A 13985-nucleotide genomic window follows, 5' to 3' on the forward strand; every position below is an offset into this window, starting at 1 on the left:
GCGGCGGTCTGGGAACTCGTGATGGCGCTCGGCACCGGCGCCGCCCTGGTCACCGCCCCCGCCGACGACCTGCTGCCCGGCGCCGGGCTGGCCGGCGTGCTGGCCCGGCACCGGGTCACCCACGCCACCCTGCCGCCGGCCGTGCTGGCCGCGTCCCGCACCGGCGACCTCGACCCGGTCACCACGCTCGTCTCCGCCGGGGAGGCGCTCGGCGCGGACCTGCTGGCCCGGTGGGCGCCCGGCCGCCGGTTCGTCAACGCGTACGGGCCGACCGAGACGACCGTCTGCGCCACCATGTCCACCCCGCTGCGCCCCGACGACGCCCCCGACATCGGCGCCGCGATCCTCGACACCCGGGTGTACGTCCTCGACGACACCCTCGCCCCCGTCCCGGTCGGCGTGCCCGGTGAGCTGTACGTCGCCGGGGCCAGCCTCGCCCGCGGCTACGCCGGCCGGCCCGCCCTCACCGCGGAACGCTTCGTGGCCTGCCCGTACGAGCCGGGGGAGCGGATGTACCGCACCGGCGACCGGGTGCGCTGGGACGCCGACGGCCGGCTCACCTTCGCGGGCCGCGTCGACGACCAGGTCAAGATCCGCGGCTTCCGGGTGGAGCCGGACGAGGTGGCCGCCGTCCTCACCGGACACCCGGGCGTCGCGCACGCCGCCGTGGTGGCCCGCGAGGACGTCCCCGGCGACCCGCGCCTGGTCGCCTACCTGGTCCCCGCCGACCCGGCGCCCGCCGACCTGACCGCCGACGTGCGCGGGTACGCCGCCGACCGGCTGCCCGCCTACCAGCTTCCCGCCGCGTTCGTCACGCTGGCGGCCCTGCCGCTGACCGTCAACGGCAAGGTCGACCGCGCGGCGCTGCCCGCGCCCGACTGGGGCGCGGCGGCCGGCCGGGCACCGGCCACCCCGCAGGAGGAACTGGCCTGCGCCGCGTACGCCGAGGTCCTCGGCCTGCCCGCGGTCGGCCCCGACGACCACTTCTTCGCCCTCGGCGGCCACTCGCTGCTCGTGACCCGGCTCGCCAGCCGGGTGCACGCGGCCAGCGGCGTGGACGTGCCGATCCGGGTGCTGTTCGAGAACCCCACGCCGGCCGGGCTCGCCGCCTGGCTGGCGTCCCAGGCCCGCCCGGCGAGGAAAACCCGCCCGGCGCTGCGGCCCATGCGCAAGCAGGAGGAGAACTGATGGTCCCGTTGTCGTTCGCGCAGCGCCGGTTGTGGTTCCTGTGGCAGCTGGAGGGCCCCGGCGCCACCTACAACATCCCGGTCGCCCTGCGCCTCGACGGCGACCTCGACCGGGCCGCGCTCGCCGCGGCGGTACGGGACGTCCTCGACCGGCACGAGGTGCTGCGCACCATCTTCCCGCTGCACGACGGCGAGCCGATCCAGCAGGTGCTGCCGCTCGACGCGACCGGCTTCGCGCTGTCCGTTGTCGACGTCGCCGCCGGGGAACTCACCGCCGAGGTCGACCGGGCCATGGCGTACGGCTTCGACCTGGCCGGGGAGATCCCGCTCCGCGCGTGGCTCTTCGCGGAGTCCCCGACCGGGCACGTGCTGGTGCTTGTGGTGCACCACATCGCCGCCGACGGCTGGTCGATGGGCCCGCTGCTGCGCGACCTGGCCGGCGCGTACGCCGCCCGCCGCGCCGGTCACGCCCCCGACCACCCGCCGCTGCCCGTCCAGTACGCCGACTACGCCCTCTGGCAGCGGGAGGTGCTCGGCGACGAGGACGACCCGGAGAGCCTGGTCGCCGAGCAGGTCGCCTACTGGCGGCGCACCCTGGCCGGGGCGCCCGAGGAACTGCCGCTGCCGGTGGACCGGCCCCGCCCGGTCACCCCCTCCTACCGGGCCCACACCGCCGAGCTGAGCCTGCCCGCCGACACCCACCGGCGGCTGCTGGAGCTGGCCCGCGCCCACGGCGCGACCCTGTTCATGGTGCTGCACGCCGCCACCGCCATGCTGCTGTCCCGCCTCGGGGCGGGCCGCGACGTGCCGCTCGGTTCGCTGGTCGCCGGGCGCACCGACGAGGGCCTCAACGACCTGGTCGGCTGCTTCGTCAACAACCTGGTCATCCGGGTCGACCTCACCGGCGACCCGACCTTCCTGGACGTGCTCGACCGGGTCCGGGAGACCGCCCTCGACGCGTTCGGCCACCAGGACGTGCCGTTCGAGAAGCTGGTGGAGGAGCTGGCCCCGGCCCGCTCGCTGGCCCGCCAGCCGCTGTTCCAGGTGATGGCCACCGTGGAGACCGCCGACCTGTTCTCCGCCCGGGGCACCGCCACGCTGGAGCTGCCCGGCCTGCGGGTCACCCCGCTCTTCGGCGAGCAGGCCGTCCGCGGCCTCGACCTGGACCTGGTGCTCAGCGAGTCCTACGCCGACGGCGCGCCGGCCGGGCTGCGCGGCTCCCTCGTCGGCGCCGCCGACCTCTTCGAAGCCGACACCGTGGCACGGATCGCCGGCCAGGTCGCCCGGGTCCTCGCCGCCGTCGCCGCCGACCCGGGGCTGCGGCTGCGCACCCTCGACCCGCTCGGCGCGCACGAGCGGGACCGCATCCTGCGGGACTGGAACACCACAGCCGTGCCGGCGCCGGACGGCCTCGTGCCCGCGCTGTTCAGCGCCCAGGCCGCCCGTACCCCCGACGCGCCCGCCGTGATCAGCGACGGCGTGAAGCTCAGCTACCGCCAGCTCGACGAACGCTCCAACCGGCTGGCCCGGCACCTCGTCAAGGCCGGCGTCGGACCCGAGTCGGTGGTGGCGCTGCTGCTCACCCGTTCCGCCGACCTCATGGTGGCCATCCTCGGCGTGCTCAAGGCCGGCGGCGCGTACCTGCCGATCGACCCGGACCAGCCGGCCGACCGGATCGGCCACGTGCTCGCCGACGCCGCGCCGGTGCTGGCCCTCGCGCAGACCGCCACCGCCGGGAGCGCGCCCGCGGAGCTTCCCGTGCTGCTCCTCGACGACCCGGCCACCCGCCGCCGGCTCGGCCGCGCCCGCAAGACTTCGCTGACCGACGCCGACCGGTCGGCGCCGCTGTTGCCGGGTCATCCGGCGTACGTGATCTACACGTCGGGGTCGACGGGTCGGCCGAAGGGTGTGGTGGTCTCGCACGCCGGTTTCGCGAACCTGTCGGCCAGTCATGGCCGGTTCGGGGTGGGCCCCGGTGCGCGGGTGGCGCAGTTCGCGTCGGTGGGTTTCGACATGTTCTGCGAGGAGTGGCTCCTCGCTCTGTGTTCGGGTGCGGCGCTGGTCACGGTGCCGTCGGAGCGGCGGCTCGGGGCGGACTTCGCGGCGTTCCTGAACGAGCAGGGGGTCACCCACGCGACGCTGCCGCCGGCGGTGGTGGCGACCATCCCGGACAACGCCCTGGACCCGTCGTTCGTGCTCGATGTGGGTGGTGACGCGTGCCCGCCGGAGTTGGTGGCCCGGTGGACGGCCGAGGGTCGGGTGATGTTCAACAGTTACGGCCCGACCGAGACGACGGTGAACGCGGCCGTGTGGCGGTGCCGGGCGGATCTTCCCGGTGGCGCGGTGCCGATCGGCTCCCCGATCGCGAACACCCGCGCCTACGTCCTGGACGACGCCCTGAACCCGGTCCCGGCAGGCGTAACCGGTGAGCTGTACGTCTCCGGTTCCGGGCTCGCCCGTGGCTATCTGGGTCGGGCGGGGCTGACGGGGGAGCGGTTCGTGGCCTGCCCCTTCGAGCCCGGCGCGCGGATGTACCGCACGGGTGACCGGGTACGGTGGACGGCCGACGGGGAACTGGTGTTCGCGGGTCGGGCGGATGACCAGGTGAAGATCCGCGGGTTCCGCATCGAGCCCGGCGAGGTCGAGGCCGTGCTGGCCGAACACCCCGACGTCGCCCAGGTCGCCGTGATCGCCCGCGAGGACAGCCCCGACGACATCCGGCTCGTCGGCTACCTGGTGCCGACCGAGGGCGCCGACCACGACGGGCTCGTGGCCGCCGTGCGCGCTCACGCCACCGAACGGCTCCCCGGCTACATGGTGCCGTCCGCGCTCGTCCCGCTCGACGCGCTGCCGCTCACCGTCAACGCCAAGCTCGACCGCGCGGCGCTGCCCGCCCCCGACTACGCCGAAGGCGCCGGTGCCGGGCGGGCCCCGGCCACCGTCCGGGAGGAGCTGATCTGCCAGGCGTTCGCCGACGTGCTCGGCGTCGACCGGGTCGGCGTCGACGACGACTTCTTCGCCCTCGGCGGCCACTCGCTGCTCGTGGTGTCGCTTGTCGAGTGGCTGCGCCGGCGGGGCGTGCCGGTGTCCGTCCGGGCGCTGTTCACCACCCCCACCCCGGCCGGCCTGGCCGCCGTCGCCGGCAGCGGCGACGTGGTCGTGCCGCCGAACCTCATCCCCGACGGCGCCACCGCCCTCACCCCGGCCATGCTGCCGCTCGTCGACCTCACCGAGGCGGAACTGGCGACCGTCGTGGCCGCCGTGCCCGGCGGCGCGGCCAACATCGCCGACGTCTACCCCCTGGCCCCGCTCCAGGAGGGCATCTTCTTCCACCACCTCATGGCCGACCGCGACGGCGACGACGTCTACGTCACCCCCGTCGTCGTCCAGTTCGACGACCGGCGCCGCCTCGACGACTTCCTCGCCGCCCTCCAGCGGGTCGTCGACCGGACCGACGTCTACCGCACCGCCGTCCTCTGGGAGGGCCTGCGCGAACCCGTCCAGGTGGTGCTGCGCCACGCCGAACTCCCCGTCGCCGAACTGCGCCTCGACCCGTCCGGCCCCGACCCGGCCGACCAGCTCCTCGCCGCCGGCACGGCCGGCATGGACCTGCGCCGCGCGCCGCTCATGACCGCCGGCGTCGCCGCCGAACCCGGCACCGGGCGGTGGCTCGCCCTCATCCGCGTCCACCACCTCGTCCAGGACCACACGGCGCTGGACGTGCTCCTCGACGAACTCCGCGCCTACCTCGCCGGGCGCGGCGACGAACTGCCCCCGCCGGTGCCGTTCCGCGAGTTCGTCGCGGCGACCCGGCTCGGCGTCCCGCGCGCCGAGCACGAGCGCTACTTCGCCGACCTGCTCGGCGACGTCACCGAGCCGACCGCCCCGTACGGGCTGCTCGACGTGCACGCCGGTGGCATGGCCTCCGCCCAGGCCCACCTGCGCGTCGACGGCGACCTGGCCCGCCGGGTCGGCGAGCTGGCCCGCGCCCACGCGGTCAGCCCCGCCACCCTGTTCCACCTCGCCTGGGCCCGGGCCGTCGCCGCCGCCTCCGGCCGCGACGACGTCGTCTTCGGCACGGTCCTGTTCGGCCGGATGAACGGCGGCGCGGGCGCCGACCGGGTCGCCGGCCTGTTCATCAACACGCTGCCCGTCCGGGTCCGCCTCGACCGGGACAGCGTCGCCGACGCGGTCACCGGCATGCGCGACCAGCTCGCCGACCTGCTCGTGCACGAGCACGCCCCGCTCGCCCTCGCCCAGGCCGCCAGCGGCCTACCCGGCGGCAGCCCCGTCTTCACGTCGATCTTCAACTACCGGCACAGCCAGCCCTCCGCCGCGCGCGAGGAGTTGGACGGCATGCGGGTGGTCTCCGCCCGCGACCTCACCAACTACCCCCTCGCGGTGGCCGTCGACGCCGACGAGGCGGCCTTCAGCCTCACCGTCGACGCCATGGCCCCCGCCGCCCCCGCGAAGGTCGGCGCCCTGCTGGTCGCCTGCCTGGACAACCTCGTCACCGCCCTGGCCGACGCGCCGGCCACCCCGCTGCGCGCCGTGGCCGCCCTCGACCCGGCCGAGCGGCGGCAGGTCCTGGTCGACTGGAACGACACGGCGGTGCCGGTTGCGGACGTGCCGGTGCCGGAGGCGTTCGCCGCGCAGGTGGAGGCCGATCCGGACGGGCTCGCCGTGGTCTCCGGTGACGTGTCGCTGTCCTACGCCGAGTTGGATGCGCGGGCCGAGCGGCTGGCCGGTCGCCTTGTGGCGGCGGGTGTGGGCCTGGAGTCGCCGGTGGCCGTGGTTATGGAGCGCTCGGCGGAGTTGCTGGTGGCGTTGCTGGCGGTGCTGAAGGCCGGTGGGGCCTACCTACCGTTGGATGTGGCGTGGCCGCTCGCGCGGATGCGGACGGTGGCCGCCGACGCCGGCGCCCGGGTGGTGGTGCTGCATGAGGCGACGGCCGGGCACGAGTTCGTGACCGGCGCCGAGGGGCTGACGCTGCTGCGGTCGGATCTGGTCGGCTCGCCTGACGCCGTGGCGGATCTGCCGGCGGCGGTGTCGCCGGTGTCGGTGGCGTATCTGATGTACACGTCGGGCTCGACCGGTGTGCCGAAGGGCGTGGTGACGACCCACCGGGACGTGGTGCGCCTGGCGCGGGACCGCTGCTGGGGCGAGACGCCGCGGGTGCTGTTCCACGCGCCGCACGCGTTCGACGCGTCCACGTACGAGATCTGGGTGCCGCTGCTGTCCGGCGGGGCCGTGGTCGTCGCCCCTGCGGGGGTGCCGGACGTGGCGGCGATCCGTGCTCTGGTGACCGGCCACGACCTGACCCACGTCCACGTGACCGCCGGTCTGCTGCGGGTGCTGGCCGAGCAGGACCCGACCTGCTTCACCGGGATCCGGGAACTGCTGACCGGCGGTGACGTGGTGCCCGCGCACGCGGTGCGCCGCGTCCTGGACGCGAACCCCGACCTGCGGGTGCGGCAGCTCTACGGCCCCACGGAGATCACCCTCTGCGCCACCCAGCACGAGGCCACCGACCCGACCCAGGTCGGCGACGTCCTGCCCATCGGCCGCCCCCTGGACAACACCCGCGTGTACGTCCTCGACGACCGCCTCCAGCCCGTGCCGGTGGGTGTACCGGGGGAGCTGTACGTGTCCGGGGCCGGTGTGGCCCGGGGCTACCTGGGCCGCGCCGCCCTGACCGCCGAGCGGTTCGTGGCCGACCCGTTCGACGGCGGCCGGATGTACCGCACCGGCGACCAGGTGCGCTGGACGCCGGACGGGACGCTCGTCTTCGTCGGCCGCGCCGACGAGCAGGTGAAGATCCGCGGCTACCGGGTCGAGCCCGGTGAGGTCGAGGCGGTGCTGGCCGCCCACCCGGCGGTGGCGCAGGCCGCCGTGGTGGTCCGCGAGGACACCCCCGGCGACAAGCGCCTGGTCGCCTACCTGGTCCCGGCCGGGGCCGGCGCGGAGGTCACCGACACCGTGCGGGCGTACGTCGAGGAGCGGCTGCCCGGATACCTGGTGCCCGCCGCGTTCGTGGAGCTGGACACCCTGCCGCTGACCGGCAACGGCAAGCTCGACCGGGCCGCCCTGCCCGCCCCCGACTGGACCGCCGGCGGCACCGGCCGCGCACCGGCCACCGCCCAGCAGGAACTGCTCTGCCAGGTCTTCGCCGACGTGCTCGACCTGCCCGCCGTCGGGATGGACGACGATTTCTTCGCCATCGGCGGGCACTCCCTGTTCGCCACCCGCCTCGTCGGCCGGATCCGCGCGGTCTTCGGCGTGGAACTGCCCATCCGCGCCCTGTTCGAGGCCCGCACCCCGGCCGCGCTGGCCGACCGGCTGGACCGCGCCGGCGCGGGCCGTGTCGCGCTGACCGCCCGGCCGCGCCCCGAGCGCGTCCCGCTCTCGTTCGCGCAACGCCGGCTCTGGTTCCTCGGCCAGTTGGAGGGGCCGAGCGCCACCTACAACATCCCCGTCGCGCTGCGGCTCACCGGCCACCTCGACCGGGCCGCCCTCGACGCTGCGCTCCGCGACGTCCTGGCCCGGCACGAGGTGCTGCGCACCGGGTACGCCGTCGCCGGCGGCGAGCCGTACCAGCGGGTGCTGCCCGTCGAGGAGACCGGCTTCCGCGTCGAGGTCGTCGAGGTGACCGCCGACGAGGTGGCCGACCGGGTCGCGGAGGCCGCCGCGTACCCCTTCGACCTGGCCGCTGACCTGCCGTTGCGCGCCACCCTCCTCGCCGTCGCCCCCGACGAGCACGTGCTGGTCCTCGTCGTGCACCACATCGCCGGCGACGGCGCCTCCATGGCCCCGCTCGCCGCCGACGTCTCCGCCGCGTACACCGCCCGGCTCCGCGGCGAGGCCCCCGACTGGGCGCCGCTGCCGGTGCAGTACGCCGACTACGCCCTCTGGCAGCGCGACCTGCTCGGTGCCGAGGACGACCCGGACAGCCTGGCCGCCGCCCAACTCGACCACTGGCGGCGGGCCCTGGCCGACGTACCCGAGGAACTGGACCTGCCCGCGGACCGGCCCCGCCCCACCGAGGCCAGCCACCGCGGGCACCTCGTCGACCTGGACGTCCCCGCGGAGCTGCACGACAGGTTGCACCGGCTGGCCCGCCGGCACGGCGTCACCCTGTACATGACCCTTCAGGCCGGGCTGGCCGTGCTGCTGTCCCGGCTCGGCGCCGGCACCGACGTGCCGGTCGGCGCGGCGGTGGCCGGGCGCACCGACCCGGCGCTCGACGACCTCGTCGGGTTCTTCGTCAACACCCTGGTCATGCGCACCGACCTGACCGGCGACCCGACGGTCGCCGAGGTGCTCACCCGGGTGCGGGAGAACTCGTTGCAGGCCCTCGCCCACCAGGACGTGCCCTTCGAGCGGCTGGTCGAGGAGCTGGCGCCGGTCCGCTCGCTGGCCCGGCACCCGCTGTTCCAGGTGATGCTCACCCTCCAGAACGCCGACCGGTCCGGCGGCCCCCGCGCCGACCTGCCCGGCCTGACCGCGACCGTGGTGCCGACCGGCGCGGTGCCCGCCAAGTTCGATCTGGACGTCAGCTTCGACGAGACGTACGACGCCGACGGCGCTCCCGCCGGGCTGCGCGGCGCGCTGATCGCCGCGGCCGACCTGTTCGAGCCGGACACCGCCGCGCGCCTCGCCGACCGCCTCGTTCGGATCCTTGACGCGCTCACCCGAGACCCCGGACGGCGGATCGGCGCGCTGCCCCTGCTCGACGCCGACGAGCGCCGCCGGATCCTCACCGACTGGAACGCCGCCCCGGTGCGGGTCCCGGAGGTCACCCTGCCCGACCTGTTCGAGGCGCAGGCCGCCCGCACCCCCGACGCCGTCGCGCTCACCGACGGCGACATCCGGCTCACGTACGTCGAACTCGACGCCCGCGCCGACGCGGTGGCCCGCCGGCTCGTCGCGCACGGCGTGGGGCCGGAGTCCCTGGTCGGTGTGGTCATGGCCCGCACCGCCGACCTCGTGGTGGCGCTGCTCGGCGTTCTCAAGGCCGGTGCCGCGTACCTGCCTGTCGACCCGGCGTACCCGGCCGAGCGGATCGCCTTCGTGCTCGCCGACGCGGCCGCGGCCTGCGTGCTCACCAGCACCGCACACGTGGCGGTGGTGCCGCCCGGCGCGCCCGTGCTGGTGCTGGACGAGCCCGACCCGGCCGCCGGCACGGGCCGCGCGGTCCGCACCCGCCCGCTGCGCCCCGAGCACCCGGCGTACGTGATCTACACGTCCGGGTCGACCGGCACCCCGAAGGGCGTGCTGGTGCCGCACCGCGACGTGGTGGCCCTCTTCGCCGCCACCGGTGACCTGTTCGACTTCCGCGCCGACGACGTGTGGACCTGGTTCCACTCGTTCGCGTTCGACTTCTCCGTCTGGGAGATCTGGGGCGGCCTGCTGCACGGCGGCCGCGTCGTCGTGGTGCCGTACGCCGTCTCCCGCTCCCCGGAGGAGTTCGCCGACCTCGTCGCCCGCGAGGGCGTGACGATGCTGTCGCAGACCCCGTCGGCCTTCTACCAGCTTCTCGCCGCCGGCCTGCGGCCCGGCGCGCTGCGCGCCGTCGTCTTCGGCGGCGAGGCCCTCAACCCGGCCCGGCTGGCCGGCTGGTGGGCCCGGCACGGCGAGACCGGGCCGCGGCTGGTCAACATGTACGGCATCACCGAGACCACCGTGCACGTCACCTACCAGGCCCTCGAACCGGCCGACGCGGACGCCGGCAGCGTGATCGGCCGCGGCCTGCCCGGCCTGTCGGTGTACCTGCTCGACGAGTGGCTCAACCCGGTGCCGCCGGGCGTCGTCGGTGAGCTGTACGTGGCCGGCGCCCAACTCGCCCGCGGCTACGTGGGCCGGGCCGGCCTGACCGGGGAGCGCTTCGTGGCCTGCCCGTTCGAGCCGGGGGAGCGGATGTACCGCACCGGCGACCGGGCGAGGTGGACGGCGGACGGCCGGTTGGTCTTCGCCGGGCGCGCCGACGACCAGGTGAAGATCCGCGGCTTCCGTATCGAGCCCGGCGAGGTGGCGGCCGTGCTCGCCGACCACCCCGCCGTCGGGCAGGCCGCCGTGGTGGCCCGGCGGGACACCGGCGACACCCGCCTCGTCGGCTACCTGGTGCCCGCCGAGGGCGCCGAACAGGCCGACCTGGCCGGGGCCGTCCGCGACTTCGCCGCCGCGCGGCTGCCCGGCTACCTCGTGCCGTCGACCCTCGTGGTGCTGGCCGCGTTGCCGCTGACCGTCAACGGCAAGCTGGACCGCAAGGCCCTGCCCGCCCCCGACTACGCGGGCACGGCCGGCGCCGGCCGTGCGCCGGCCACCGCCCGGGAGGAGCGGATCTGCCAGGCGTTCGCCGAGGTCCTCGGCATCGACCGGGTCGGCGTGGACGACGACTTCTTCGCCCTCGGCGGGCACTCCCTGCTCGCGGTCTCCCTCGTCGAACGGCTCCGCGAGCGTGGCGTCAGCCTGTCCGTGCGGGCCCTGTTCACCACGCCCACCCCGGCCGGGCTGGCCGCCGTGGCCGGCGGCGGCGCGGTGGCCGTCCCGCCGAACCTCATCCCCGACGGCGCCGACGAGATCACCCCGGCCATGCTGCCGCTTGTCGACCTCACCGACGCCGAGGTCGCCACAGTGGTGGCCGCCGTCCCCGGCGGCGCGGCGAACGTGGCCGACGTCTACCCCCTGGCCCCGCTCCAGGAGGGCATCTTCTTCCACCACCTGCTCGACGACGGCGCCGACGTCTACGTCACCCCGACAGTGGTTCGCTTCGACTCCCGGGACCGGCTCGACGCGTTCCTGACCGCCCTCCAGCGGGTGGTCGACCGCAACGACGTCTACCGCACCGCGATCGTCCACGAGGGGCTGCGCGAACCCGTGCAGGTGGTGCTGCGGCACGCCCCGCTGCCCGTACGCGAGGTCGCGCTCGACCCGGCCGGCGCCGAACCGGTCGACCAGCTGCTGGCCGCCGCCGGCGACCGGATGGACCTCGGCACGGCGCCGCTGCTGCACGTGCACGTGGCCGGGGAGGCCGGCGGCGCCTGGCTCGCCCTGCTCCGCGTCCACCACCTCGTGCAGGACCACACCGCCCTGGACGTGGTGCTCGACCAGCTCCAGGCGTTCCTCGACGGGCGCGGCGACGAGCTGCCGCCGCCCGTGCCGTTCCGCGAGTTCGTCGCCCAGGCCCGGCTCGGGCTCTCCCGGGAGGAACACCAGCGGCACTTCGCCCGCCTCCTCGGCGACGTCACCGAGCCGACCGCCCCGTACGGGCTCACCGACGTGCACGGCGACGGCGCCGCGGCGGTGCACGCCCACGTCCGGGTCGACGACGCGCTCGCCGAGCGGATCCGGGCGGTGGCCCGTACCCACGGGGTCAGCCCCGCCACCGTGTTCCACCTGGCCTGGGCCCGGGTGCTCGGCACCGTGTCCGGCCGGGACGACGTGGTCTTCGGCAGCGTCCTGTTCGGCCGGATGAACGCCGGCGCCGGCGCCGACCGGGTGCCCGGCCTCTTCATCAACACCCTGCCCGTCCGGGTCCGGCTCGCCGGGCACGGCGTCGCCGAGGCGCTCGACGGCCTGCGCGCGCAGCTCGCCGACCTGCTCGTGCACGAGCACGCCCCGCTCGCCCTCGCCCAGGCCGCCAGCGGCCTGCCCGGCGGCAGCCCCGTCTTCACGTCGATCTTCAACTACCGGCACAACCAGGCTCCGGCCGGCGCGGGCGACGGCATGCGCGGCATGCACACCGTCTTCGCCCGCGAGCAGACCAACTACCCCCTCGACGTCGCCGTCGACGTGGACGGGCCGCACTTCGGGCTCACCGCCACCGCCGTGTCGCCGGTCGACCCGGCGCAGGTCTGCGCCCTGCTCACCACGGCCCTGGCCAACCTGGTCACGGCCCTCGACGAGGCGCCCGGCACGCCGCTGGCCGCCGTCGGGGTGCTCGACGCCGACGAGCGGCGCCGGGTGCTCCCCGCGCCGCCGGCCGGGATCCGGCCCACGGCGACAGTGCCGGACCTGATCGCCGCGCGGACCGCCGCCGACCCCGGCGCGCTCGCCGTCGTGGGCGACGGCGTCACCCTGACCTACGCCGAGCTGGACGAGCGCTCCGCCCGGCTGGCCCGGGCGCTGCTGGCCCGCGGTCTCGGCGCCGAGTCGGTGGTCGGGCTCTGCCTGCCGCGCGGACCCGAGATGGTGGTGGCCGTCGTCGCCGCCTGGCGGGCCGGCGTCGGGTACGTGCCGCTGGACCCGGAGTACCCCCTCGACCGGCTGGAGTTCATGCTGGCCGACAGCGGCGCCGCCCTCGTGGCCGGCCCCGGCGAGCTGGTCGACCGGCTGCCCGGCCGGCCGGCGCTGCGCCTCGACGACCTCGGCGCGGACGACGCCGACCGGACGCTGCCCCGGGTCACGCCCGAGCAGCTCGCCTACGTCATCTACACCTCCGGGTCGACCGGCCGGCCCAAGGGCGTCGCCGTCGCGCACGCCGCCCTGACCAGCATGGCGGTGCACTACGGCCCGGTGCTCGGCGCCGCCCCCGGCGTCCGGGTGCTCCAGTTCGCCTCGTTCAGCTTCGACGCCTCCGTGCTCGACGTGGCGGTCACCCTGGTGGCCGGCGGCACCCTGGTGGTCGCCGCGCCCGCCGAGCGCGCCGACACCGCGCGCCTCACCGCCCTGGTCCGCGACCAGCGGATCACCGCCACCAGCGTGGTCCCGTCCCTGCTGGCCACCCTCGACCCCGCCGAACTGCCCGACGTGCGGACCATCCTGGTCGGCGCCGAGCCCATCAGCACCGCCCAGGCCCGCGCCTGGTCCGCCGGCCGGAACCTGGTCAACACGTACGGGCCGACCGAGGCGACGGTCATGGTCACCGCCGGCGCCGTCGACGTCGGCCCCGACGGGCGGGTCCCCATGGGCGGCCCGGTCGCCGGCAACCGCCTCGTCGTGCTCGACGACCGGCTCCAGCCGGTGCCCGTCGGCGTCACCGGCGAGCTGTACGTGGCCGGCCGGCAGCTCGCCCGCGGCTACGTCGGGCGGCCCGGCCTCACCGCCGAACGCTTCGTGGCCTGCCCGTACGCGCCGGGGGAGCGGATGTACCGCACCGGCGACCGGGCCTTGTGGACCGCCGACGGGCAGCTCGTCTTCGCCGGCCGGGCCGACGACCAGGTGAAGATCCGCGGCTTCCGGATCGAGCCGGGTGAGGTGCGCGCCGTGCTGGCCGACCACCCGGCCGTCGCGCAGGCCGCCGTGGTGGTCCGCGAGGACATCCCCGGCGACCCGCGGCTCGTCGCGTACCTGGTGCCCGCCGAGGCCGGCGCGCCCATCGCCGACGCCGTGCGGGAGCACGCCGCCGAACGGCTGCCCGCGCATCTCGTGCCGGCCGCGTTCGTGACCCTCGACGCGCTGCCGCTGACCGTCAACGGCAAGCTCGACCGCGCCGCCCTGCCCGCCCCCGACCACGGCGGCACGGCCGGCCGGGCCCCGGTCGACGCCCGCGAGGAGCTGCTCTGCGCCGCCTTCGCCGACGTGCTCGGCCTCGACCGGGTCGGCGTGGACGACGACTTCTTCACCCTCGGCGGGCACTCGCTGCTCGCCACCCGCCTGGTCAGCCGGGTCCGGGCGCTGCTCGGGCTGGAGGTGCCCATCCGGGCGCTGTTCGAGGCGCGTACCCCGGCGGCGCTCGCCGCCCGGCTGCGCGACGCGCGAGCCGGCCGGGTCGCGCTGACCGCCCGGCCCCGCCCCGACCGGGTGCCGCTCTCCTTCGCGCAGCGCCGGCTGTGGTTCCTCGGCCAGCTCGAAGGACCC

General features: G+C 76.0%; 2 protein-coding genes (both cut by a window edge). Both read left to right on the plus strand.

Annotated features, from left to right (window positions below; translation table 11 throughout):
- Positions 1-1188: the 3' end of a non-ribosomal peptide synthetase gene (locus tag GA0070603_RS00355; protein WP_091305496.1), read on the plus strand. Its footprint begins 19809 nt before the window's first position; only the last 1188 of its 20997 coding nucleotides appear in the window; its start codon lies off the left edge, out of view; the stop codon is at positions 1186-1188.
- Positions 1188-13985 carry the 5' portion of a non-ribosomal peptide synthetase gene (locus GA0070603_RS00360; RefSeq protein WP_091305499.1) on the plus strand. It continues 13443 nt past the right edge of the window, so only the first 12798 of its 26241 coding nucleotides appear in the window; the start codon lies at positions 1188-1190; the stop codon falls past the right edge of the window. The genes GA0070603_RS00355 and GA0070603_RS00360 overlap by 1 nt, the downstream gene beginning before the upstream one ends.

Origin of the sequence: Micromonospora chersina (assembly GCF_900091475.1) — a bacterium.
Lineage (GTDB): Bacteria > Actinomycetota > Actinomycetes > Mycobacteriales > Micromonosporaceae > Micromonospora > Micromonospora chersina.